General features: G+C 56.1%; 22 protein-coding genes. 6 read left to right on the top strand and 16 right to left on the bottom strand.

Annotated elements, in window-relative coordinates:
- Window positions 1-4: 4 nt before the first annotated feature.
- Genes H142_RS0111095 through H142_RS0111080 form a run of 4 tightly spaced genes read right to left on the bottom strand, consistent with a single transcriptional unit; the run spans window position 5 to window position 3,575 of the window.
- A complete protein-coding gene (locus H142_RS0111095) occupies window positions 5-364 on the bottom strand; it encodes a cupredoxin domain-containing protein (protein WP_017932207.1) in 360 nt (119 codons plus the stop codon).
- On the bottom strand, window positions 361-2,235 hold the full coding sequence (locus tag H142_RS0111090) for a sensor histidine kinase (protein WP_026147997.1): 1,875 nt from the start codon (window positions 2,233-2,235) through the stop codon (window positions 361-363). Before H142_RS0111090 ends, H142_RS0111095 begins: the two co-directional genes overlap by 4 nt.
- 18 nt (window positions 2,236-2,253) lie before the next feature.
- The gene (locus tag H142_RS0111085; protein WP_017932205.1) at window positions 2,254-2,700 is read right to left on the bottom strand and encodes a group I truncated hemoglobin; all 447 of its coding nucleotides are present in this window, start codon (window positions 2,698-2,700) and stop codon (window positions 2,254-2,256) included.
- Complete coding sequence (locus H142_RS0111080) at window positions 2,700-3,575, bottom strand: DUF3034 family protein (protein WP_026147996.1); 876 nt, start codon at window positions 3,573-3,575, stop codon at window positions 2,700-2,702. Before H142_RS0111080 ends, H142_RS0111085 begins: the two co-directional genes overlap by 1 nt.
- 110 nt (window positions 3,576-3,685) lie before the next feature.
- Here H142_RS0111080 and H142_RS15505 point away from each other — a divergent pair, with 110 nt between their 5' ends.
- The gene (locus H142_RS15505) at window positions 3,686-5,962 is read left to right on the top strand and encodes an exonuclease domain-containing protein (RefSeq protein ID WP_017932203.1); all 2,277 of its coding nucleotides are present in this window, start codon (window positions 3,686-3,688) and stop codon (window positions 5,960-5,962) included.
- A gap of 17 nt (window positions 5,963-5,979) precedes the next feature.
- Here the strand turns inward: H142_RS15505 and rpmE are convergent, their stop codons facing one another.
- The 6 genes from rpmE to H142_RS0111045 form a co-directional block, all read right to left on the bottom strand.
- Window positions 5,980-6,201 (bottom strand): 50S ribosomal protein L31, encoded by a 222-nt coding sequence (gene rpmE / locus H142_RS0111070; RefSeq protein ID WP_026147995.1) that lies wholly within the window; start codon window positions 6,199-6,201, stop codon window positions 5,980-5,982.
- A gap of 111 nt (window positions 6,202-6,312) precedes the next feature.
- The gene (locus tag H142_RS0111065) at window positions 6,313-7,281 is read right to left on the bottom strand and encodes a LysR family transcriptional regulator (RefSeq protein ID WP_017932201.1); all 969 of its coding nucleotides are present in this window, start codon (window positions 7,279-7,281) and stop codon (window positions 6,313-6,315) included.
- A 76-nt stretch (window positions 7,282-7,357) separates the two neighbouring features.
- Window positions 7,358-9,658 carry a CHASE2 domain-containing protein gene (locus H142_RS15500; RefSeq protein ID WP_083899021.1) on the bottom strand — a complete coding sequence of 767 codons (2,301 nt, stop codon included), beginning with the start codon at window positions 9,656-9,658 and terminating at the stop codon, window positions 7,358-7,360.
- A 79-nt stretch (window positions 9,659-9,737) separates the two neighbouring features.
- Window positions 9,738-10,544 (bottom strand): thioesterase family protein, encoded by an 807-nt coding sequence (locus tag H142_RS0111055; protein WP_017932199.1) that lies wholly within the window; start codon window positions 10,542-10,544, stop codon window positions 9,738-9,740.
- A gap of 74 nt (window positions 10,545-10,618) precedes the next feature.
- Complete coding sequence (gene gap, locus H142_RS0111050; RefSeq protein WP_017932198.1) at window positions 10,619-11,632, bottom strand: type I glyceraldehyde-3-phosphate dehydrogenase; 1,014 nt, start codon at window positions 11,630-11,632, stop codon at window positions 10,619-10,621.
- A 10-nt stretch (window positions 11,633-11,642) separates the two neighbouring features.
- Complete coding sequence (locus tag H142_RS0111045) at window positions 11,643-12,614, bottom strand: glucokinase (protein ID WP_017932197.1); 972 nt, start codon at window positions 12,612-12,614, stop codon at window positions 11,643-11,645.
- A gap of 258 nt (window positions 12,615-12,872) precedes the next feature.
- Between H142_RS0111045 and H142_RS0111040 the strand changes: the two genes are divergently transcribed.
- From H142_RS0111040 to H142_RS0111020, 5 genes are all read left to right on the top strand, one after another.
- Entirely contained in the window at window positions 12,873-13,892 is a 1,020-nt protein-coding gene (locus tag H142_RS0111040; protein ID WP_017932196.1) for a LacI family DNA-binding transcriptional regulator, read from the top strand.
- A gap of 75 nt (window positions 13,893-13,967) precedes the next feature.
- Window positions 13,968-15,557 (top strand): glucose-6-phosphate dehydrogenase, encoded by a 1,590-nt coding sequence (gene zwf, locus H142_RS0111035; protein ID WP_017932195.1) that lies wholly within the window; start codon window positions 13,968-13,970, stop codon window positions 15,555-15,557.
- Window positions 15,550-16,275 carry a 6-phosphogluconolactonase gene (pgl, locus tag H142_RS0111030; protein WP_017932194.1) on the top strand — a complete coding sequence of 242 codons (726 nt, stop codon included), beginning with the start codon at window positions 15,550-15,552 and terminating at the stop codon, window positions 16,273-16,275. The genes zwf and pgl overlap by 8 nt, the downstream gene beginning before the upstream one ends.
- 7 nt (window positions 16,276-16,282) lie before the next feature.
- Window positions 16,283-18,151: a phosphogluconate dehydratase gene (gene edd, locus H142_RS0111025; protein ID WP_017932193.1), complete on the top strand. Its 1,869-nt coding sequence runs from the start codon at window positions 16,283-16,285 to the stop codon at window positions 18,149-18,151.
- Window positions 18,151-19,125 carry a glucokinase gene (locus H142_RS0111020; protein WP_017932192.1) on the top strand — a complete coding sequence of 325 codons (975 nt, stop codon included), beginning with the start codon at window positions 18,151-18,153 and terminating at the stop codon, window positions 19,123-19,125. Before edd ends, H142_RS0111020 begins: the two co-directional genes overlap by 1 nt.
- Here H142_RS0111020 and H142_RS0111015 read toward each other — a convergent pair.
- The 6 genes from H142_RS0111015 to H142_RS0110990 form a co-directional block, all read right to left on the bottom strand.
- On the bottom strand, window positions 19,122-19,409 hold the full coding sequence (locus H142_RS0111015) for a type II toxin-antitoxin system RelE/ParE family toxin (protein WP_017932191.1): 288 nt from the start codon (window positions 19,407-19,409) through the stop codon (window positions 19,122-19,124). The genes H142_RS0111020 and H142_RS0111015 overlap by 4 nt on opposite strands.
- On the bottom strand, window positions 19,396-19,659 hold the full coding sequence (locus H142_RS0111010; protein WP_017932190.1) for a ribbon-helix-helix domain-containing protein: 264 nt from the start codon (window positions 19,657-19,659) through the stop codon (window positions 19,396-19,398). The genes H142_RS0111015 and H142_RS0111010 overlap by 14 nt, the downstream gene beginning before the upstream one ends.
- A 76-nt stretch (window positions 19,660-19,735) precedes the next feature.
- Window positions 19,736-20,611: a 5-oxoprolinase subunit C family protein gene (locus H142_RS0111005; RefSeq protein WP_017932189.1), complete on the bottom strand. Its 876-nt coding sequence runs from the start codon at window positions 20,609-20,611 to the stop codon at window positions 19,736-19,738.
- Window positions 20,608-21,264: a 5-oxoprolinase subunit B family protein gene (locus tag H142_RS0111000; protein ID WP_017932188.1), complete on the bottom strand. Its 657-nt coding sequence runs from the start codon at window positions 21,262-21,264 to the stop codon at window positions 20,608-20,610. Before H142_RS0111000 ends, H142_RS0111005 begins: the two co-directional genes overlap by 4 nt.
- A complete protein-coding gene (locus tag H142_RS0110995) occupies window positions 21,261-22,034 on the bottom strand; it encodes a 5-oxoprolinase subunit PxpA (protein WP_017932187.1) in 774 nt (257 codons plus the stop codon). The genes H142_RS0111000 and H142_RS0110995 overlap by 4 nt, the downstream gene beginning before the upstream one ends.
- A gap of 46 nt (window positions 22,035-22,080) precedes the next feature.
- On the bottom strand, window positions 22,081-23,265 hold the full coding sequence (locus tag H142_RS0110990) for a BaiN/RdsA family NAD(P)/FAD-dependent oxidoreductase (RefSeq protein WP_017932186.1): 1,185 nt from the start codon (window positions 23,263-23,265) through the stop codon (window positions 22,081-22,083).
- Window positions 23,266-23,288: the final 23 nt, after the last annotated feature.

Genomic DNA, 23,288 nt, shown 5'->3' with positions numbered 1-23,288 from the left:
GGTTTTATTGAACCGTGACGTCAAGTTTCATCTTAGGATGAATATCGCATTTGATCAGATAGTTTCCGGCTTCATCAAAAGTGATATTGCGTATCTCGCCTTGCTCCATACCGCCTGAATCATAGCTCATACCGCCGCTGTCAATATAGGTGTGGTGCAGGAAAATATCGTCATTGACGATCTTCAATGTATCGCCTTTGTTGATTGTAATTTGGCCGGGCGCGTAGCTGCGGTTTTTTTGTGAAATTATATGCGACGTGCCGGCCTGAGCCCACACTCCGATCGGATAGGCAATAGCCCCCGCCAGTAAGAGCTTTGGCCAAATTGAGGCGTTCATACGAAAATATCGGGCTGTATCAATCATGATTCAATTATATGCGCGTTAGATTGAGAGGCGGTTAAAGCTGTAAGGTAAAGGCTGACAGCTGTACCTTTGCCCAGCTTTGATTGGATGCGCAATTTGCCGCCGTGCAGATCTATGATTTTCCTGGCCAGAGACAGACCTAATCCGGTCCCGTCATATGTACGGGTATAGCCGGATTCGACCTGCGAAAAGGGCTCAAAAATAGTGTTGAGGTTTTCCGGAGAAATTCCGATACCATTATCAATGACATCAACGCGAACTTCCCCTTTATCTGTCATCTGAGCGGTGACTTTTATCACGCCGCCCTCGCGGCCAAATTTGATGGCATTGGATAAAAGGTGGAAGAGAGCCTGTTGCAGACGCGGTGTATCACCCCTGACCTGAAGCGGGGTGTCCGGGATATGCTGTATCAGTTTAATATGCTTCTGACCGATATCCATCAGTGTCGCGGCGCAGGTAAATTCAATTATATCCACCATATCAACAGGCGAAAATTCGACTGTCATTTCTGTGGCGTCGCGGCCGTCGGCCATACTGAGAACGTCTTTGACAATACCCAGCAGATGCGCTCCGCTCTGGGAAATAAGATCCGCGAGCTTGGCGTGATTTTCATTTCCGCCCTGACGCAGCTGCTCAGACTTAATAATATCCGAAAAGCCGATCACGGCGTTGAGCGGCGTTCGCAATTCATGGCTCATCGCCGCCAGGAACATAGATTTGGCTTTATCCGCGTCTTCAGCGGCGTCTTTGGCCTCGCGCAGACGTTGGGCGCGGATCTTGGAGTCCGTTATATCCGTCCAGATGAACAGCCGGCCGGCCTCTTGCGTTTTCGAGGCGCTAACCCGCACCCAGCGCCCGTCAGACAGAGCTATTTCCTGACGCGCCCCGTCAAAGGTTTCGCCGCCCACCAACGGGACGCCATCGCGGCTAAAATGATCTAAATAGCGTGTGTTGATCAGGTTTAGCCCGCACAAAGCGGAAAACAAGGTTTGCGTTTGCGGGTTGCACACAATGATACGGTCATTCTCGTCCGTCAGTAAAATGGCATCCTGTGAATTTTTCAGCGAATCCGCGAGCCTGTCCTGTGCCAAGGCGCGCAGACTTTTTTCCCGCCCCATGCGCTGTGAAATATTGGCCTGCATCACAGCCATGGTTTTCAAAAGCGCTCCGGTCTCATCATCGCCGCCTTTTGGAATTTTGGCTGTAAAGTCGCCGGCAGAGATTTTGCGCGCCGCCACGGCCGCCGTTTTTAGCGGATTGATAATCGTGAGCGCAACCCACGCGGACAAAAGCAGGGTCAGCGCGACAGCTATGCCGATGGACCACAACAGATATGTACTAAACTTTGAGATTTGACTCAGCGTTGCTTCACGTTCGCGGTAGCTTTGATTTGTTTGTAGCTCGACGATTATATCGAGATTGCTTGCTATATCCTGCGCGATGAGGCGCTTATCTTCCTGCGTGCCCGGCGACAGGGGCAAGGCGGCCAGCGCCTCCCAGCGGGCCAGATCAATGTCGACCTGTTTGAAAAAAGACTCTGCCTGCGGCGCAATAGAGCGCTCTTTGGCGACGGCGAGATCCCCGCGAAACTTTGAAACGCCTACAGCGAGAAGGTCAGGGTCGTAGACTGTCCACGCCTCGGTTTGACGGAATTCTTCGATTTGAAGTTCGGAAAAAACCTGACTGGAAGAGCGGGCGAAATTCACGGCCATAAGCGGTCGGTCAAATGTCTTTTTAACAGATTGGCCTGCGCTTGATAATGAGAAGAAGGCTTCGGCGCCCAATAGGGTGATAATCAGAGTCATGGCCAGAAAGCCAAAGAATAATTTGGCTTTGACCGATATCAGAATTCTCAATAAATTCCTGATCATATTGCGCCCAGACCCCAATTATTTCTGCGACGGCATAACGATGTCGCGGTGCATTGGCGCGAGAATAGCAAGAAGTTGGTTCTGCGCGCGGTAAGGCACGCCGCTATCGTCCATGGCCAGTTGCATATTTTCGACCAAAGCGTTGAAATGCATAGAATTGAGATCCAGTCCGCGATGGGTATTGACCATAGTCTGCCCGCTATAGGTGCAGGGTCCGCCGGTCAGCTCGCAGATCTGTTGGATCAACAGCCGCTCAACGCGGTCAACATTGGAGTTTTCAAAGGTCTGGGCAATGCGCGGATCAGCCAGCGTATAGACCAATGTGCCTTTAACAATTTGCGAGACGCCCGCTTCACCGCCCAGACGGTCATATAGAGTGGTCTCGCCGCGGTTTGCCGTCGCGCATGCGCTCAGAAATAAAAAGAGTGCGGCTAAGGCCGGAAGAGAAAAAGATAGACGTGTCATTAGAAGCCTAGTTGCAGTGAAAGATAGGCGCCGTCTTGTTTCCCGCGCAGCGCAATATCGCCCAGATCGACATAGGCGCCTGTGATGGAGATATGTTTGTTCGGGAAATAAGCGGCGTAAATCGCGGCGGCGTCCTGTTCTTCGGCAAAGCCAAGATTATCAGGTTTTGTACGGTAATCCGCGCCGATAACGAGCTTGCGCGATACGAGATAGGCAATGGAGCCTTCAAACTCGACCTTATAATCATCATTTTTATCGCCGCCAAATCCTAAAAGCCCGAATTGATTGGCTTTGGTGGCACGCAATGTTCCGCCGATGAGCAGGCTTTTATCGAGAAAGATTTTTGTCGTTGAAATGTAATAATCCATGCCTTCATCATCAGCCGCGCCCAAAGCGGTCAATAGCGGCGCATCATTGGCCTTTTTATAATTCACGCCAAGCGAGACCTGGGGTTTCCAGCTGTCTTGGTCATAGACGGCGTCGCCCATAATGCGGACTTTCGCGCCGAATATATCCTGCTCAAATGTATAGCCTTGGGGCAGGCCCAGCGCAGGGCCGGTATCGCCTGTGTCAAATTGCTGATTAGCATAAGACAGCTCGACGCGGTCGGCAATGCCCAGGGAGCCGCCTATCGCGCGAAACTCGAAATCCGGCAGGTTGGACTGGGTATAAAACGCATTTGCGCCAAATGAATTATCACTGCCATAGCCGCTAATGAGCGCCCAAGTGGTCAACCCAGCGCCGCCGGCGCCTTCAATCTGACTGACGCCGCCTGTCGCGAGTAATTTCCCGCGGTCAGGAGCATGCGCGCCGATAGCGCTGCAGCCGCTGACCATGACGGACAGTCCCGCAATCATAATGTTCTGAAATCTCAATGTATTTCCCTGGGTAATATAATAATTACTATTAAAGGCTGTGCTTTAAGATTTGGTTTAGCGTAAATCGCTTGACGCACTTCCGCGCGTTCATTATTCGTTCCGGCTCTATGACAGGTCAAACCGCTATCCCGCCCGCCGTGATTAAAGCCCCCGAAATCAAAGCAGGCGTGGGCGCCCGGCGCGTGCGCTCCGCGCGGGCCGTGCCCGACCTGCCGGTCTATTATTACCTGACCCATTTCGAAGACATGCTGGCGCAGATAGAAGCGCGTTGCGCGCCGTGTCTGGACGGCCCGGAAACGGACTTTATTGCCCGCTTTGCGGCGCTTTCTTCTCATGCGCGCTGCCTCTATGTGCGCATTGCGGGGCGTAAGGGCCGTATTTTTGATATGCGCCGCCTGCAATATCCTGAAATATCCAATCTGGAAGCACAGGCACAGTCTCTGCGCGGGGCTGGTTTTATCCGCGCGCTCGAGCCGCAGGATTTTCAAGGTTATCTGCAAGGCCTGATCAAGCCGGATCTGATTGCGCTGATGACGGAAAACATGCCGGAGACGGCGTTTAAAAAAAGCTGGAAGAAGGCTTTGCTGGTCGATACCGCGCGCGATTATCTGTGTTTTGAGGATGTTTATATTGCGCCGGACTGGATCGCGCAGGCGCGCCTTGCGCCGCTCGATTATATGCTGTTTTTATTTTTCGGGACAATCACGCCGAATTTACAGCCCTTTACTTTGCGCGATCTCGGCCTGATGCGTGCGCCCGATTGGGGGCAGGATTACGGCGCGCGCTTCGAGGATTGCGAGAGTGCGCGCAGCGCCTATTTTTACGCCCGCGCGCTGTATGATTTTAAACATGGCGACGCCGCGCAGACGGCGGCGCTGATCGATAGCGTCGGGGACTGGCCTGCCCCGCTTGAGGCCGGCGCGGAGGCGGGACGTGATAAAATTTTGCAAAAGCTGGGCGGCTTATCAGAGCAGTTAAAAGACATTCCAATGGCGCTGTCGCTATATGTGCGCTCCGGCGCGCCGCTTTGTAATGAACGGGTTATTCGCCTGCGTTACGGGCGCAATGACGAGGCAGAGGCAGACCGTGACTGGGTCAAAGCGCGGCTGGAATCGCTCATCGATAATCCGGGCAGTGATGACGAGCTGATGTTTGCTAGCGACTTCTACGCCCGTAAATATGACGGTAAACGCACCTCAATGATGACCGATATTCTGCGCGGCGCGCAAATGCTGTCGCTGGATGAAGCGTTTCGCAATACGCCGGAACGCGCCGCTGCCCATCATTACCGTCAAGTCGGATATGATGTTGTGCGGGCGGAAAACACGCCGTGGCGCGCCCTGTTTGGCCTGACCTTCTGGCCACTGCTCTTTGGCGACGCCGCGACCGGATTGCATAGCGCATTTGACCGTATTCCGGCGGATTTGCGTCTGGGGACTTTTTACGAGACGCATAGCGCCGCGATAGAAGCGCGGCTGGAGCGATTGTCCGATCCGGCGCGCGCCATGTCCATGCTACTGCGCGAGCTGACTGCCCATTACGGGCGCGGCAATACGATATTTCGCTGGAGCCCGAAGCTGCTTGAGGGTCTGCGCCCGATGATAGAACTGGCGGGGCCGGCTTGCGCAGAGATGCTTCGCGCTATGGCCAAAGACTGGAGCGGCGCGCGCGACGGCTTCCCGGATCTGATGCTGCATCGCGGCGATGATTTGCGGTTTATCGAGATTAAGGCCGAAGGGGACGTGCTGCGCCGCAATCAACTCACGCGCCTGCAGCAAATGCGCCGCGCGGGACTGACCGTCGATGTCGCGCGCGTTGCTTGGATCGTTGATCCGGATCAGGATTATGTCGTGATCGATATTGAAACCACAGGCGGGCGTCCCGGCGCGCACAGAATTACCGAAATTGGCGCGGTCAAATTACGCGGCGGCGAAGTGGTCGATGAATGGTCGAGCCTGATTAATCCCGAACGCCCCATCCCGCCCTTCATCACAAAACTGACTGGCATTCACGAGAATATGGTGGCAGGCGCGCCGCTCTTTTCTCAGATCGCGGAGGACTTTGCCGCCTTTATGGACGGGGCGATATTCGCCGCGCATAATGTCAATTTTGATTATGGCTTCATCACCATGGAATATGAACGCCTCGGCCAATATTTCCAGTTTCCCAAGATTTGCACCGTCGCCTCCATGCGCCGCTTCTATCCCGGTCACCGCAGCTATAGCCTTAAAAACCTCTGCATTGCTTATGAAATCGACCTGACGTCGCACCACCGCGCCCTCTGCGACGCCAAAGCGGCAGCGGAATTATTGCTGTTGGTGAACGCGAAACGGATGGCGGGATTCCCCAATAAAAAACCCGCCTCGAAGGGCGGGTTTTCGTAAAGTAATGCGTCGGGCGCTTAAACGCCGAAGCCTGCAAATTTGTCTTTAAAGCGGGACACGCGGCCGCCGCGGTCAAGAAGCTTGGCGTCGCCGCCGATCCAGGCCGGATGCGTCTTGCTGTCAATGTCCAGTTTGAGCGTATCGCCCTCTTTGCCATATGTGCTGCGGGTTTTATATTCTGTGCCGTCAACCATGACGACGGTAATTTCGTGGTATTCGGGGTGTGTATCGGCTTTCATGCCTGTCTCCATATTGTCCACGGGTTTGCGTTAGAGGGTCGCCCGCGTTTGAGCGCGCCCTATAGCGGGGCGGGCGCGGGGATGCAAGCGCGTCATATGTAAAGCTTTGCGCTACTCCGCGGCGCTGGGTACGGCGTGCAGGGAATTGACGTGGGAATAGCCGTGTTCGGGAAAGACGGACGGACTGCCCGTCGCAAAATGCGCCTCGTCACGGCGCAGCGCCTCGACCAGATAATCAAAACAGGCGCGCATGCGTTTGCTCTTGCGCAGATCCTCATGGGCGACGACCCAGAGATCGGCGCTGTGACTGTAATCGGGCAGGACGGGGACAAGGCCGGGAACTTCGCTAATGGCGCCATGGGCCAACACGCCGATGCCATAGCCGCTGGCAATGGCGGTGATATGCGCGCCAATACTGTCGCTTTGAATGACGGGGCGCATGGGCGAGGTGTCCCCGTCAAATGTGCTGTATTTCCACATGATCTCTTCGCCGTCAGTCATCACGCGGCATCCATCATGAGAGGATAAATCGGCAAAACTTTTCGGCATGCCGCGCCGCGCAATATATTCTTTCGCCGCGTAAAAGCCGAAGCCGAACGAGACCACTTTGCGGCCAATCACGCTGTTCTGCGTGCCCGGCGAGAGCCAGCGCAGTGCAATATCGGCCTCACGCTGCGCCAGATTTACGGCGCGGAAGTCGACATTAATATCGATCAAAATGTCCGGATATTTAAGGGAAAATTCGCGCATAGCGATCGGCAGCCAGAAATCACCCAGTCCTTGGGACGCGCTGATGCGCACCGGCCCCGACAGATTGTCTTCATGGGTTACGCTGCGCCGCGAAATTGCCGCCGCTTCGTCATTCATGCGGTTGACATGCTTTAAAACATCGGCGCCAAACTCTGTCGGGACGAGCGCGCCGCCGGATTTACGCACCAAAGCGCCGCCTAGCGATTCTTCGAGCGCGCGCAGACGGCGGCCGGCCGTGGGCTGGCTAATGCCCAGCTTTGCGCCTGCCGCAGTGAGACTGCCGCTCTCGGCAATAGCGAGGAAAATCGGATAATCGGACCATACGCTCATGCGTATTTGTATAGTTTATTTCTCCGCTATGCGAAAGCGTATTCTTCGGCGCGCCCTTGCGGTCGATCAGCGCTGATTATTTCTGCGTGGCAATATGAACGCCGTCCCAATCATTTGGCGGCGGAGACACTTTATAATGGGCGGCGCGGCCCGCCATGATGGCGTAATATTTAGACAGGCCAAAAGCGCTTGCGCTTTGCTCTAATGATAGCGCCAGCCCTGTGGCCTCATCCCAGCTTTGCGCGCGGTAAGCGGCGAGAAAGGCGTCGTGGCTGTCTTTTAGACGTATAAAAGCCTCGTCCTGCGCCGTGTCCGATAGGCCGGCCAGCGTAAAAATACGCTCCGGCGCGCTGCGGCCGACAACTTTGATCTTGTCCATTTCCAGGATTGCCAGATCAGGCAAGGCCTTTGCAGTCTCATAGCCGAGCAGAATTTCAAGGCCGTATTGTTTAGTCAGGCCTTCAATACGGCTGGATAGATTGGCTGCATCGCCGATCATGGAATAGTTAAACCGTTGCGCCGACCCCAGATTGCCAACCGTGCAGGTTCCGGTATTCAGCCCGATGCCCATAGCCACATTGTCAGGCCATTTAATATCTTCGCTCTCACGGTACTTATCATTCAGCGTAATGAGCGCAGCGTGCATATCAAGAACGGCGCGTGCGGCGTTCATTTCATGCTGCGGATCATCCAGCGGTGCATTCCAGAACGCGACAATAGCGTCGCCGATATATTTATCGATGGTGGCGTGATTTTTCTGTAAAATCTCCGTCATCGGCGTTAGGAATAAATTGAGAAATGTCGTGATTTCTGACGGCTCAAGCATTTCAGATATTTTTGAAAAGCTCCGAACGTCGAGAAATAATATTGTGATGCGGCGGTCTTCCCCGCCCAGCTTTAACAGCTCCGGTTCTTCGCTGACACGCTTAACCATAGCGGGGGAAAGATACATGGAAAATGCCCCGCGAATGCGCGAGCGTTCCGTTTCTGTCATGTAAAGCGAGGCCAGCGTCATCAAAATATACGCGGTCAGTAAAGTCATCATCGGATAGACAGGACTGAGCAAATACAGGTTTTGTGAAAAAGCGAACCAACTGGTGAAGGCTGCGCCCGCGCCCAATCCTAATGTGAGAAACGCGCCCTTGGCCGCGCCAAGATGCGGAAGTATGAAAGACAAAAGCAGACCAAAGCCGAGTATAGCCAGGCTTTCTGTGATAATGACCGTATAGGGCCTGCGCAGAAACACGCCCGCAATGGCCTGCTCTGCGACCTGGGCATGGACGACAACGCCGGCCTCTGCGGCGTTCACAGGCGTGGCGCGGATATCTTTCAGGCCTTCCGCGCTTGTTCCGACAAAGATCAAACGCCCGGCGGCCTGCTCGCGCCAGTCTTGATCCTCAGCCGCGTCGGAGAGGATTTTCCACGCCGGAATAAACCTCCGCGGTTCGGGCGAGCTGGTGTAATACACATTAAATGCTCCATCTTGGGTCAGGTCTAATTCAAATTCACCGACGCGGACTTTGGCAATATCGACAAATTCGCTATTATTAGCCATGCCGTCTTCGAACGAAGAGCCGGAGCTGGTGATGATGTAATATTTGGCGTCCTGCGCCACGCGCAACGCCTCTAAGGACAGGCTTGGCAATATCGTCTCGCCTATACGGTAGAGCATGGTCGGCTTGCGCACGATGAAGTCGGAATCCGGCGCGATCGTAATAAAGCCTTCGCCCAGCATCTGGCTTTGCAGTACGGCACGCGATGTCGTGGCAGAGCTAAAATTGAGGATGGCAGAGCGTGCTTCTGTGCCCGACCAGTTCATAGTGGGGGTGGTCACAGGCCGGCCTTCGCCTTCTGCCGCATTTAAAAAATACCCGCCGACAACATAACTTTGGGCAAAGCTTTGCGCAAAAATTTCATCATGCGGGGTGAGCGCTGACAGATCGAACGCGGCGCCGCTTGCTCCGGGATTAGCGTCCAGAACCCGGGCTATATTTTCGGGCGAAGTCCGGTCGGGCTCTGAAAACACAACGTCATATGCGATGACGATGGCGCCCGCTTCGGCGAGACGGTCATTCATGAGCGCTAATGTCGTGCGCGGCCACGGCCACTGCCCGATTTTTTCCAAACTTGTCTGATCAATATCAACAACGCGCACAGGCGTTTCGGGGTCATATTCGCGCGGCTTGGCTTTCTGGTATTCGTCAAACAGCAGGTTTGAGACCTGCTCAATCGGCGCGGGTTGCCGTCCATGGGCGAAGAAATAGACGCCCGTGATGAACAGCCCTAATAATGTCAAAAAGACCCAGCGCCCCCGCCCCGCGCGCATACGCAGTTTCGGTAATGCCGGTAATTTCCGTGCTATTTCTGCTGGCCCCATGACGCGTTCTAGAAAGTTTAGCGAGTAGAGGGAAGGGTAAAGAGGCCCGTTAAACGCGCGAGAGAAGAAAAGGGCGGCTCTATAGGAATAAGGCCACGCTTTGCATGGCGTCTATGACGGGCCGTCCGCCAGCGTCCCACAGCGTCATGGTTTGGCTACTATAGCCTTGGCCCGCATCATTTAGCCGGGTGTCAATCAGCCACCAGCCGTCATCCGTCGAAATATCCTCAGTAAGAATATTGATCATCCAATTAACGGAGCTGACCGGCCCCATCGTTTTGGACATCGGCAGAGCGGCGGGGGGCAGGACATCGGCTATGGCCAGTAGCGCAGCCATCCCCGCGCGCGAGCGCACGTCCTTATGACGTGAGGCGGTGAAGATATGGCCGTCATCCGCGCCGCTCATCGGGCGGTGACCCTCAATCAGCCGGGTATCGAAATGCAGAAAGAAATTCGGCACAAAAGGCTCCATCGCTTTAGGCGTAAATAACTCATATTCGCTCAGCGGCGTGGCCGGCGCGCCGCGGTTTTGCGTTTTAGAAATTGTGCTGTCACGGCCGTGGCCAAATGAAAAGGTGATGCGCGCGCCAAGCTGTCCTTCGCTCATGACGTCAACGCCGACAGTGCTCATATTGCGCCCGCGGCGCAGTAAGGTCGGCGCAAAGTCAGGGGCTTCCCCGACAGGGCCGGTAAAATTGACAACCACGCTGCGTAGCGGCGGGAGATCGGGGAATTCTGATGTCGCAGCGGCGTAGGCCAGACCTGTCGTCAGCCCGCCAAAGCAGGTGCGGCCCTGCCGCCAGCTTTGCGGCACGCGTGCGCGCCAAGCCTCATCATGACGGGACAGCCCTTCACACATATCTGCAAAACTCACTGAATAATCCATAAGGCCTCGCCGCTCATTTTATGGTCACGTAACGCAGCTTTGCGGGCGGCGGCAGAGTAAATACGGCTTAACGCCTATTCAGAAATGAAACTGCCCATGACGGCGGCTGTGTCCAGCATACGGTTGGAGAATCCCCATTCATTATCATACCAGCCCATCACGCGGACCAGCCGGCTTTGATTGACATAGGTCTGATTGAGCATAGCGGTGGAGCTGTGCGGGTCATGGTTGAGATCAATACTGACCATATCCTCATCGCTCACAGCCAGAACGCCCGATAGCGGGCCGTTGGCTGCTTTTGAAAGCGCGGAATTGACGCTCTCGACCGTAACGTCTTGGGATAAATTGACGACCAAATCCACACAGGAGACATTAGGCGTTGGCACGCGCATGGCGACGCCGTCAATCTTGCCCTTGAGGCGGGGCAGGACGAGCGATAGAGCTTTGGCTGCGCCTGTCGTTGTCGGAACCATTGATAGCGCGGCGGCGCGGCCGCGATAGGGGTCTTTGTGGACGGCGTCCAGCGTCGGTTGATCGCCGGTATAGGAATGAATGGTCGTCATAAACCCGCTCTCAATACCAAAGGCCTCGTCGAGAACCATGGCCAGAGGAGCCAGACAATTGGTTGTGCAACTGGCGTTGGACAACACATTATCATCGCTGTTTATCGTGTTATGATTGACGCCGTAGACAATGGTTTTCACGCCGCTTTTGCCGGGCGCAGAAATCAGGACTTTTTTGGCACCGGCGGTAATATGCTTACCGGCCGAGTCCGCATCGGTAAAAAATCCGGTGCATTCTAAAACGATATCAATCTTCTCTTCCGCCCAGGGCAGATTGGCCGGATCGCGCTCTGCCGTGACGCGGATCGGGCCTTGGCCATAATCAATCGTATCGTCGGTAGCGGTAATTTTACCGGGGAAGCGGCCATGCACACTATCAAATTTTAGCAAATGGGCGAGTGATTGTGCGGGAGCCAGATCGTTAATGGCCACAATCTGCATGTCGCCGCGCGGGTTTTCATTCAGGGCGCGCAAAATATTACGTCCGATACGGCCAAATCCGTTAATGGCAAGTCTTAGGGTCATACATACTCACTTAAATTAGATCAGGGTCAAAAATAGCCGCGCCGATCAGCGGTGCGCGGTTATCAATTAGAAGCGATAGCGGGACGCTTTTCATGCGGCGTGTCATCGCGCCTTTCGTATAAAACTGTGACAGGGCTTCGGGTGTTCCCAAATAATCGCGTAAATGCTGCGAGACGCCGCCGGCCAGAACCGCTCCGCTCCATGCGCCTGCCGCTAATACAGCATCACCAATAAAGCCCATTAAGGCATGGGCTGCAATGTGGCAGCACTGTTGCGCGCGCGCGTCTCCGGCCTGCGCACTGTCCGTAATCGTTTTGGCGTCCATCGCGTCCATATATTGCCCGTCTTCGATCTCGGCCAGCGCGCCGTATATACGGGGCAGGCCCCGACCGGAACAGATCAGCTCCGCCGAGACGTGTCCATAACGCTTTTGTAGCGCCAGCGCGATTTCGCATTGCAGCGGCGTTTGCGGAGCGTAGCTCTGATGCCCGCCTTCGCCCGGAAACACGTCCCAGCGTCCGTTTTTATTATAGGTCAACATGGCCTGTCCCAAACCCGTGCCGGCTCCGGCGACGGCAATCGGATGGCCGGCGTCCGGATCCCCGGCTTGCAATATATGAAATGCGCTGCCGGGAAGGGCGGGAACACTGCGCGCCATGGCGGCAAAATCATTCATCAAATGCAGATGCTCAAAGCCGAAATGCTCGCGCAGGGCCTGACGTCTTATAACCCAGTGATTATTGGTGAGCGCGATCGTGTCGCCGCTGACCGGACCTGCGAGCGCGAAGACGGCTGAGCTTGGGCCGTGATTTGTGCGTGACAAATCCTCAGATAGAAACGTGTCCAGCGCGTCGGAGAATTCCGGGAAATCTGCTGCGGGCGCGCGCCATATATCAGAGAGCGCGGGAAGCGCGCCCTTTCCGGGGCTGGCCATGGCCAAACGGACATTGGTTCCGCCAATGTCGCCGACAAGAATGCTCATGCCCCCTCCGCCGTATCAGGTGCCCGGCGCAAACGCGCGATATTCATATCACCGTGCTGCATGTTCTCGTCTCCCCCGTTGGCCGCTTCGGTTTATTTTATCCTCCGGCTTTAATCCTGTTATGTAGACATGACAGCGCTGTCAATCATAGCTATTGAAGCGGAGGCGATATTTTTTAGCTATTGTCCATTTATTGTCCGCCCGCGCCGCGCTACTAGTCGATAGTATTGGGGGCGCGCAGAACCGCGAAATAGAACTATGACAGCAACAATTACAGACGTCGCACGGCTGGCGGGCGTTTCGATGAAGACCGTCTCGCGGGTTTTAAACGAAGAGCCCAATGTTACGGATAAAACCCGAAAGCGCGTCCAGGCTGCTGCGGCGGAACTGCGTTACCGTCCAAACCTGTCGGCTCGCGGTTTGGCGAGTTCGCGGCGATATTTGCTGGCGCTGTTATATGACAATCCGTCTGCGGAATATATTGCAAAGATACAGGCCGGCGCGACGGAGGCCTGCCGCAAGCGCGGCTTCCATCTGGTGGTCGAGCCTGTCCGCGTGCCCAATGGCGAAATCAGCACAGAACTTGAAGTTCTGCTGCAGCGCCTTCCGGTTGACGGCGTCATATTGACGCCGCCTCTAACGGAGATGCCCGCGCTGATGGATGTCTTTGACGTGGTTAATATTCCTTACGTTCCGATCGCGCCGTCAGAGCAAACGATGAAGCGCGGCCCCTCTGTGGCGATGGATGATACAGCGGCGGCGCAAGAGATGACGCAATATCTGATCTCTATCGGACATAAAGATATCGGATTTATCATTGGCGCGACAAATCATGCGGCGAGCGCCCTGCGAAAGCAGGGATTTGTCTCTGCTATGGCGGCGGCTGGGCTGCCGGTTGCGCAGGGCCGGATGTTACAGGGGGACTTTTCTTTTGCGTCCGGCAAGGCCTGCGCGCAGAAAATGCTGGACGGCCCGTCGCGCCCCAGCGCGATCTTCGCCTCTAATGATGATATGGCGGCGGGGGTCATTGCTGTTGCGGGTAAGATGAAGATTTCCGTGCCGGGCGATCTGTCTGTCGCCGGTTTTGACGATACGGCGCTGGCCGCTGTGCTCTGGCCGCCGCTGACGACGATCCGGCAACCCATTCACGAAATGGGGGCCCGCGCCGCGCGCCTTTTGATCAATGGCGTGACCAAGCTGGACGAAGATATCCCGACGCTGATGCTGGATCACAATATTATCGTTCGCGCTTCGACTGCGCCGCCGCATGCCGCATGACCACACTGTGTTTGACAGCGCTGTCAATTTACGGTTAGGTCAGCGCTTATTGTTCTACATAATCGGGGCCATATTATGAGCAAAAGCCGCTCGACACCACACACACAGACCGGGGCGCCCGCACGCGGGCCCGCAGATATGTCTGTCAAATCTGAGCAGGATCAGTCAGAATTTGTCCCCGTAGCGCCATTTGAGATGGTGATTTTCGGCGGCACGGGTGATCTGGCCCGCCGCAAACTCATTCCCAGCCTGTATCACCGTTTTCTGGACCGCCAATTTGACAGCAAAAGCCGCATTATCGCTGTCAGCCGTTCTGACTATAGCCGCGATGACTATATTAAAAAAATCACCGAGGCCTTTCAGAGCTTCCACCCCAATGAGCCGTTTGATCAAAAGACATGGGCTGATTTTTGCAAATTGGTCGATTATGTCGCTATTGATGTCATGAATGATGACAGTGACTGGACGGCGCTGGGCGACAAGCTGGACTGCAGCGCCTGTATTCGTATTTTTTACCTGGCCATGCCGCCGCGCATGTATGCCCCCATTGCGGACGGGTTAAACGCTGCCGGTCTCGCGACGCCGCAATCGCGCGTCGTGTTAGAAAAACCAATCGGCAAAGATTACGAGTCCGCCGAGATTATCAATAACGGTGTCGGCCGGGTTTTTGATGAAAACCGGATTTACCGGATTGATCATTATTTAGGGAAAGAAACCGTTCAGAATTTGATGGTTCTGCGCTTTGCCAATATCCTGTTCGAGCCGCTTTGGACGCGCGAGTCTATCGACCACATCCAGATTACGGCAGCGGAGAGCATTGGCGTAGCAGGGCGCGAAGCTTATTATGATAAATCCGGCGCGCTGCGTGATATGGTGCAAAACCATTTGCTGCAGCTTTTATGCCTGACCTGTATGGAGCCGCCGGACAGTCTGGACGGTGACGCCATCCGTACTGAAAAGATCAAAGTGCTAAAGGCGCTGCGTCCGATCACACCGGATAATGTTGCGAGCTTTACGGTGCGCGGTCAATATGCACCCGGGCAGGTCGATGGCGAGACAGTTGAGGGCTATATCGATGAGCTGATCGGAGACGACAACTCCGACATTAAAGACGGCGAGCAATCACTGACGGAAACTTTTGTCGCGATCAAGACCGAGGTTGAAAACTGGCGCTGGGCGGGCGTGCCGATCTATCTGCGCACAGGCAAGCGCATGTCGGGTCGGTTTTCCGAAATCGTGGTGCAGTTCAAACCGGTGCCGCACAGCGTCTTCGGCGCGGGCACGAAGCTAAACCCTAACCGCCTCGTCATCCGGCTACAGCCTGATGAGAGCGTGAATTTATGGGTTGAGATCAAAGAGCCGGGCGCGGGGGGGCTGCGGGTGAAAAGCTGGCCGCTGGATTTGACCTATGACGAGGCATTTACCACGCGCTATCCGGACGCTTATGAACGCTTGTTGATGGATGTTGTGCGCGGACGGCTTGCGCTGTTTATGCGCCGCGACGAAGTCGAAGCGGCCTGGACATGGGTGGATCAAATTCAGGACGCCTGGTCGCAAACACAGCAAAATGTACAGCCTTATCCGGCAGGCGCAGACGGGCCGGGAGACGCTCAGCATCTGCTCGAGTTGGACAAGCGCACATGGTGGAGCCGCCCTGATGTCTGACATCAATGCCAATGGCGCGCGCCTGCTCAATCTGTCGTCCAAAGACGAGGCGGTGAGCGTCGCCAGCGAGATCATTACCGCAGAGCTGGATTTGGCTGTGGCCAAACGCGCTAAGGCCAGCTTTATGGTCTCCGGCGGATCAAGTCCCAAACCGCTCTATCAGGCTTTGTCTAAACAGGATCTGCTCTGGGAGGCAATCTTTGTCGGACTTGTGGATGAACGCTGGGTCAAAGAGGGCGAGCCGGGATCAAACGCGACATTTATCCGTGAGACCCTTTTGCAAAATGAGGCGGCAGGCGCGCATCTTTTGCCTATGGTGACGGATCACGAGTCCGCGCAAATAGGCGCGCCCATTATCTCGCGGTTTTATATGGAGCTGGGGCAGCCCTTTGACGTCGCCGTAATGGGCATGGGGACAGACGGCCATACGGCCAGCTGGTTTCCCGCAAGCGGCGATCTGGCGGCGGCATTGGATAAAAATGCGGCGGATCTGGCCATGGCGGTCGATGCTACAGGATGCTCCGGCGCCGGCGATTTCCCCTCACGCATGACCCTGACACGTCCGGCCGTGGTCAGTACGCGCAATGTCATTTTATTTATTCCCGGCGCCGCCAAACGCGACGTCTTTATGGCTGCGCTGGACAAAGACGAGATGGACGCTCCCGTTCGCGCCTTGCTTGATAGCGGCGCGCGCCTTACCGTTCTGATGTGTGATTAGGAGTCCTATGACTATCAATGCCACCCTCAAAGATGTCACCGCGCGCATCATTAAGCGCTCAACTCAGACGCGCGCCGCTTATCTGGCCGCTGTCGAGTCGCAAATGCGCGAGGGGCCGCGCCGTATGCGCCTGACCGAAGGCAATCTGGCCCATGCCAGCGCGGCCTGCCCTCTTCATGACAAGACGCAGCTTTTCGGCGCGAAATGGCCCAATATCGGCATTATCACGGCTTATAATGATATGCTCTCCGCGCATCAGCCGTTCGAGAAATACCCTGAAATTATCCGCAAAGCAGCGCGCAAATCCGGCGCGGTAGCGCAGGTTGCGGGCGGCGTTCCCGCCATGTGTGACGGCGTCACCCAAGGCCAGGACGGTATGGAGCTATCGCTGTTTTCGCGCGACGTGATCGCAATGAGCGCCGCTGTCGGTCTATCCCATGATATGTTCGATGCCGCATTATATCTGGGCGTTTGTGATAAAATTGTGCCCGGCTTGATTATGGCGGCTTTGCGTTTCGGATGGGTTCCCGCCGTCTTTATTCCGGCCGGTCCCATGCCGTCGGGACTTCCCAATAGTGAAAAAGCGCGCATCCGTCAGGAGTTCGCGCAAGGCAAGGTCGGGCGCGCGGCGCTGCTCAAGGCCGAGGCCGAGAGCTATCACAGCCCGGGTACTTGCACATTTTACGGCACAGCCAATTCCAATCAAATGCTGATGGAAATTATGGGTCTGCAACTGCCGGGCAGCTCATTCATCAATCCCAACACGCCACTGCGTGATGCTATGACCGAAGCGGGCGTGGCCCGCGCCGCGCAGATCACGTCTATGGGCAATGAGTATACACCGCCCGCTTATGTGGTAGACGAAAAAGCGATTGTGAACGGCATGGCCGGCCTTATGGCGACGGGCGGGTCAACCAATTTGGCGATCCATATTATCGCCATTGCGCGCGCGGCGGGCATCATCATCAACTGGGATGACCTGTCTGATATTTCAAAAGCCGTACCGCTTATTTGCAAGATTTATCCTAACGGTCTGGCCGATGTTAATCACTTCCATGCGGCCGGCGGTATGGGCTATTTGATTGCGGAAATGCTGTCATCAGGGCTGTTACATGACGATGTTAAAACCATTGCCGGAGAGGGCGGCATAGCGCGTTATACGCAGGAGCCGGTTCTGGATGGCGATTCAATGGTCTACCGCGCCGCGCCTTCGCAAAGTCTGGATCCCGAAATTCTCTCCCACGTCGATAAGCCGTTTCGCCATGATGGCGGCCTGTCGCTGATCAAGGGTAATCTGGGCCGCGCCGTCTCGAAAGTTTCTGCGGTCAGCGCGGAGCATCAAAAAGTCAGCGCGCCCGCTATGGTGTTTGATAATCAAAACGCGCTGATGGAGGCGTTTAAGGCCGGGCAGTGCGAGCGTGATTTTATTGCCGTCATCCGCTTTCAGGGCCCGGCGGCCAATGGCATGCCGGAGCTGCACAAGCTCACCCCTGTGTTGGGCGCCCTGCAGGATAAAGGGTTTCAGATTGCGCTGGTCACGGATGGACGCATGTCCGGCGCGTCGGGCAAGGTGCCTTCTGCTATTCACATGTGCCCCGAAGCCTTGCATGGCGGACCGATTGGCCGCGTGCGCGATGGTGATATGATGCATCTGGACTGCGAGGCCGGAACCCTGCACGTTGATGTTGCGCCGGCAGAATTTGAGGCCCGCCCTCTGGCGGAGGCTCCAAAATATCGAAGCCGCGCCGCGCTGGGCATGAATATGTTTGGCGCAATGCGCCGCGTAGTCTCGTCCGCCGAAGAAGGCGCGACTATACTCGGCACACTCGAAGACGCGCCGCTACACACCCGGGACTTGACGAAAGCGCCGGTCTGATGGCGGTGAAAGACCCCGTACTTGTCGGGGATATTGGCGGTACAAATGTACGTTTCGCTTTGGCCGAGCGCACAGATGCGGGCGCGATTGCGCTGCATAAATCAGAACGGCATCCCGTCCGTAATTTCCCGAATTTCGATGCGGCTGTGTCGGCCTATCTGGACAGTATTTCTGAGACGCCGACGCGCGCCAGCTTTGCTTTTGCCGGACCGAAATTTGATGATGAGATCCGCATGACCAATACGGAATGGATCGTGAGCGAGCGTAAGCTCCGTGATAATTTCGGCTTTAATGAGGCCATTGTCATGAATGACTTTGTCGCCTTGGCGCGCGGCGCCATGGTTATCCCTGATGAAGGATTCCAGTCTGTTATTCCTGGCGAATTTGACCGTAGCAAAAACATTGCCGTGCTTGGCCCCGGCACGGGTTTGGGCCTGTCCTGCGTCTTGCCGCCTCTGCCCGGACAGTCGCTCAGAGACCGCCAGATCGTCGCGACGGAAGGCGGACATATCGGTTTTGCGCCGCAAACTCCGATCCAGCGCCAAGTGCTCGACCGCCTGTCGCGCGACATAATTTATGTCAGTTTCGAAACCATTCTATCCGGCCCGGGCTTTCTGCGGCTTTATCTGGCGCTTTGCGATATTTGGGATGAAAGTCCGGTCTGTCAGAAAGAGACGGAAATTATTGATGCCGGGCTCGCTGACGAAACGGGCGTCGCGCGCAAATGCATTGACGTGTTTTGCAATATTCTGGGCGGCTATGGCGGTAATGTCGCGCTCGGCCTCGGCGCGGCGGGCGGCGTATGTATTGGCGGCGGGGTGTCACGCCATATCGCGCCCTTTATCAATGATAGCGATTTTAAATCCCATTTCCGCAGCCGCGGCTCCGGCAGCTGGTTTGTCCAGGACATCCCCGTCAAAATCATCATGGCGCATTTCACCGCGCTTTACGGCGCAGCCAGCGCCGCGATTTAAAACCGCAGTGACGTGTCCTGACGGCCAATAACTCCCACGATTAAAATGCCATAATCACTGATGCGATAATAAACCATTTCATTCTCACATAGTGACCTTCGATAGCCTAAACGCACATGGTCAACCGTCGGATAAAGCAAAGGGTCATTAGCCAAAATTCTAAAATGTTGATAAAGTTCACTATAGTATTTATCTGCCGCATCTACGCCCCAATTTTGAACGCCATACCGATATATTCGTGTGATATCGTCTTCCGCATCCGGAGTGAGCTTAAAGCGAGCCATCTTGTATAACTTTGGCTTTAATCTTTTTTAATAAGTCCACTTCTGAAATTTCGATAGCCCCATGCTTTTCTAAAGACTGCTCTGATGCGATGAGTTTGGCTCTGATAAATGCGAGGTCATCATTGTCTTTGCGGGCTTTGCGAAGAATATCATTTATCAGATCACTCCGGCTCGAATATTCTTTGCTGTCAATCTGCGTCTGAATCCATTCATCATTTGGCTCTGTGAGAGATATGCTGGCGCGGGTCATACTATATCCTATAGCGATGCAGTTATGCTGCATTATAGCATCAATACTGTTAAATTAGAAGATATTTCACCGCGCTTTAAAGATCAGCCTCAGTCGCCCAGCGAAACCAGATCGGCGCGCCGGGACGGATTTGCCCAGTGAGCGGCAGGTCGCGCGTGATCACCCGCGCGGCGCGGACATATCCGCCGGTGCAGTGACTATCGACAAGTGACAGCACGATTTGCCCGCCTGCAGGGAGCTGTAAAGTGCCGGGCAGAAGCGCGCTGCTGATCATATGCTGGCGTAATCTCAAGCCCAGTTTCGGCCCGATCAGACGCGCGCCCATGCGGTCGGTTTGCGGGCTGGCGCTAAAGCGCGCCATGGTAAGAAGCGTTTTGGCTTTATCCGTCAGGCGGTCATATTCCGGCCCGGGTAAAATCCGCAGTACGTGCGGCGTAGTGATGCGCAAAGGCTCGGCGCTGCTTATGGCCGCGCCGCTGCGCGGGCCGAGCGCAATCCCGTCACCTTTGATCAGAGCGCGGCCTTCATGTCCGCCCAGCGCCGAATAAATATGGGTGGATTTAGATCCGCCAAAAGCGCGGCACATGATCTCCCGGTCAAAGCTGATATAGCCGCGTGCGCCATGCATGACCGCGCCGACCTCCAATACGCTACCCGCTTTCGCGACATGGCCCTGATAGGGCGCGACCCTGCGGCCATCCAGCATGATATCACAAACCGCTCCGGTGACGGCAAAGGCTGTATCGCCGCTAAACCGGATATGCGGCCCGGTCAGGGTGAATTCCAGCGCCGCAGCTCCGGCCTGATTACCCATGCAGTCATTGGCGCGCATCAAGGCGCGAGGGTCAGCGGCGCCGCCGGCCGGAACGCCCATATGGCGCAGGCCCGCGCGGCCCGGGTCCTGCACGGTGGTTTGCACACCGCCCGATATAATTTTAAGAGCGGCGCTCATTCATCATGCTCCGACAACGCGCCATATTCGGACTTGGTAATCGGCGTGAAGGCCAAACGGTCTCCCGCGCGAAAGCGGAACGGTTCAGACGCCTCAGGGCGGAACAAACGCCAGGGCGTGCGGCCTAAAATCTGCCATCCGCCCGGACTGGGCAGGGCGTAAATCCCGGTCTGATCCCCCGCAATACCGACACTGCCCGCGCCGACGCGGATGCGCGGCGTATCATGACGGGGCAGCGATAGCGCGCGCGGCAGGCCTGATAGAAATGTAAAGCCGGGCAGAAAGCCTAAAAAGGCCACGTCATAAACGGGCGCGCTATGGGCTTTGATCAAGGCCTGGCGCGACAGACCGAGCATTTTAGCGGCGGCCGTTAAATCCGGCCCGCTATAATAGACCGGCACTTTAATGATCGGGCCTGCTGTGACATTTACGGGATGGGCCAGCGCTGCCGTAATGGCCGCGCGTACATCAGTCTCGCGCGATATTTTAGGGTCAAATTGAACCGTGATCGAGCGGTAGGCGGGGATGACGTCGGAGAACAATCCGCAGGCGCGCAGGCTTTGCACATACCCTGTCAGCGACCCGCTCTGATCGTCTTGAAATTCGATTAAGAGGGCGTCATCGCCATAGCTTTGCAAACTATAGGCGCTCACGCGGCAGGCGCTATAGTGACGCCGCGCGCGATCAGCCTGACATGCGCCGCTTTGGCGGTGTGAAGCGCGCCCGCGCTGTCGCCATGCAGGCAGAGCGAAGCGGCGTCTATAGCGATGATTTGCCCGTCTTTGGCGCGCACGGCGCGGTCAAAGACGAGACTTTCCATCTGAGCCATACGCGCGTCTTGCGCGCTGAGCACCGCGCCGTCCTGGCTGCGCGGCACGAGCGTTCCATCGGGCATATAGGCGCGGTCAATAAAGGCCTCGCCGATAAAGCGCAGGCCTGATTTAGCCGCCGCCTCTTCCATATGGCCGCCGGGAAATCCCATCACGGCGAGCTTAGGATCAATTGACGCGACGGTCTCGCAAATCAGCCGGGCGAGCGCAGGCTGGCTGGCCGTATCATTATAGAGCGCGCCATGCGGTTTGACATGCCGGACGGGATGACCGGCGGTAAAGGCAATCTCGCACAATGTTACAATCTGCGTTGTTAGGGCGCGGCGCAGCTCATCAGGACTAATATCGCGGCCCAGAACCATTGAGCGCCGCCCAAAATTCTCGCGGTCAGGATAGGCCGGATGCGCGCCGATGGTGACGCCGCGCGCCTTGGCGAATGCGCACATCTGCGCCATGATCTCGGGAGTTCCGGCATGGCCGCCGCAGGCCAGATTGGCGCTGCTGACATAAGACAGAATTTCGCGCTCAAAGGCGCGTCCCTGCGCGTCCTCGGCCTCGCCCAGATCGGCGTTAAGGTCTATTTGCCTGCTCATAATTTACGCTACTCTTTGCCACCGATTGCGGCAAGGGGGGCTTTATTTACAGACTTTGCGCACACGCATAGGCGCTGGCCCAGGCCCATTGGAAATTATGCCCGCCCAAATGCCCCGTCACGTCAACGACTTCGCCGATGAAATAGAGGCCTGTGACGTCATTGGCCATCATGGTTTTTGAATTAAGCGCGTGCGTATCGACGCCGCCTAATGTGACCTCAGCCTTGCGGTAACCCTCGCTACCTGCGGGGCGCAGCGCCCAGTCTCCGACCGTGGAAGCGATATCGCGAAGCGCCTCATCCGTCATATCGGCCAGCCGCGTCTCGGTGACATGTGCCGTAAAATACTCGGCCAGACGTTTGGGGATATGCTCGGCGAGCACGGTTGCGGCCGCCGATTTAGGACGCCGCGTCTTTGCATCCAGCAGCACAGCTTCAATCTGCGCGCCGTCCATGAGCGCGATTTGCATCGCCTCGCCCGGTTCCAGATAACTGCTGATTTGCAAGATGGCCGGGCCGCTCATCCCGCGATGGGTCAGCAGGATCGCCTCGTCAAAACTCGCGCCCTCACAGGAGACCCGCGCCGGGGCCGCCGTTCCGGCCAGCGCTTTGAGGCCTTCGTCCTGCGCGCCGGTAAAGGTCAGCGGCACAAGTCCGGCCCGTCTTGGCGTCACGGTCACGCCGAATTGCGCCGCGATTTTATAACCAAAATTTGTCGCGCCCATTTTTGGAATAGACAGCCCGCCCGTGGCAATGACCAGTGCAGCGGCGGTGAACGTCCCCGCCGACGTCTCGACGCTATATCGGCCATCATGTGATACACAATTGACCGTCGTGGAGAGCTTCACTTCAACTCCGCCGATTTTACATTCCGTCAGCAGCAGATCGATGATCTGCTGGCTGCTCTCATCGCAAAAGAGCTGGCCGAGCTGCATCCCGGTTTGATGTTTTTCATGCCAGCTTATGCCGTATTGCTCGACCAGCGCGATAAAATCATGGGGGCTATATCGCGACAGCGCGCTTTTAGCAAAATGCGGATTGGCCGAGATGAAATTATCCGGCCCGCAATACAGATTGGTGAAATTACACCGCCCGCCGCCGCTAATGCGCACTTTCTCGGCCGGTTTCGCGCTGTGATCGAGCAGCAGAACGCGCCGGCCCCGTTTGCCAGCTTGCCCCGCGCAAAACAATCCCGCTGCGCCCGCGCCGATAATAATAACGTCGTAATTCATAGACGCCGCTTAGACCGTTGCGG

The organism is Robiginitomaculum antarcticum DSM 21748 (genome assembly GCF_000365025.1).
In the GTDB taxonomy this organism is placed as follows: domain Bacteria; phylum Pseudomonadota; class Alphaproteobacteria; order Caulobacterales; family Maricaulaceae; genus Robiginitomaculum; species Robiginitomaculum antarcticum.
This window is presented reverse-complemented; position numbering and strand designations above follow the sequence as displayed.

Coding starts and splice junctions, on each gene's coding strand:
- H142_RS0110990 (WP_017932186.1), bottom strand. CDS start 23,265: ATGAATTACGACGTTATTATTATCGGCGCGGGCGCAGCGGGATTGTTT.
- pgl (WP_017932194.1), top strand. CDS start 15,550: ATGTCTGACATCAATGCCAATGGCGCGCGCCTGCTCAATCTGTCGTCC.
- H142_RS15500 (WP_083899021.1), bottom strand. CDS start 9,658: ATGGGGCCAGCAGAAATAGCACGGAAATTACCGGCATTACCGAAACTG.
- H142_RS0110995 (WP_017932187.1), bottom strand. CDS start 22,034: ATGAGCAGGCAAATAGACCTTAACGCCGATCTGGGCGAGGCCGAGGAC.
- H142_RS0111020 (WP_017932192.1), top strand. CDS start 18,151: ATGGCGGTGAAAGACCCCGTACTTGTCGGGGATATTGGCGGTACAAAT.
- H142_RS0111010 (WP_017932190.1), bottom strand. CDS start 19,659: ATGACCCGCGCCAGCATATCTCTCACAGAGCCAAATGATGAATGGATT.
- gap (WP_017932198.1), bottom strand. CDS start 11,632: ATGACCCTAAGACTTGCCATTAACGGATTTGGCCGTATCGGACGTAAT.
- H142_RS0111055 (WP_017932199.1), bottom strand. CDS start 10,544: ATGGATTATTCAGTGAGTTTTGCAGATATGTGTGAAGGGCTGTCCCGT.
- H142_RS0111065 (WP_017932201.1), bottom strand. CDS start 7,281: ATGAGCGTATGGTCCGATTATCCGATTTTCCTCGCTATTGCCGAGAGC.
- H142_RS15505 (WP_017932203.1), top strand. CDS start 3,686: ATGACAGGTCAAACCGCTATCCCGCCCGCCGTGATTAAAGCCCCCGAA.
- H142_RS0111040 (WP_017932196.1), top strand. CDS start 12,873: ATGACAGCAACAATTACAGACGTCGCACGGCTGGCGGGCGTTTCGATG.
- H142_RS0111090 (WP_026147997.1), bottom strand. CDS start 2,235: ATGATCAGGAATTTATTGAGAATTCTGATATCGGTCAAAGCCAAATTA.
- H142_RS0111015 (WP_017932191.1), bottom strand. CDS start 19,409: ATGGCTCGCTTTAAGCTCACTCCGGATGCGGAAGACGATATCACACGA.
- H142_RS0111005 (WP_017932189.1), bottom strand. CDS start 20,611: ATGAGCGCCGCTCTTAAAATTATATCGGGCGGTGTGCAAACCACCGTG.
- rpmE (WP_026147995.1), bottom strand. CDS start 6,201: ATGAAAGCCGATACACACCCCGAATACCACGAAATTACCGTCGTCATG.
- edd (WP_017932193.1), top strand. CDS start 16,283: ATGACTATCAATGCCACCCTCAAAGATGTCACCGCGCGCATCATTAAG.
- zwf (WP_017932195.1), top strand. CDS start 13,968: ATGAGCAAAAGCCGCTCGACACCACACACACAGACCGGGGCGCCCGCA.
- H142_RS0111085 (WP_017932205.1), bottom strand. CDS start 2,700: ATGACACGTCTATCTTTTTCTCTTCCGGCCTTAGCCGCACTCTTTTTA.
- H142_RS0111045 (WP_017932197.1), bottom strand. CDS start 12,614: ATGAGCATTCTTGTCGGCGACATTGGCGGAACCAATGTCCGTTTGGCC.
- H142_RS0111095 (WP_017932207.1), bottom strand. CDS start 364: ATGATTGATACAGCCCGATATTTTCGTATGAACGCCTCAATTTGGCCA.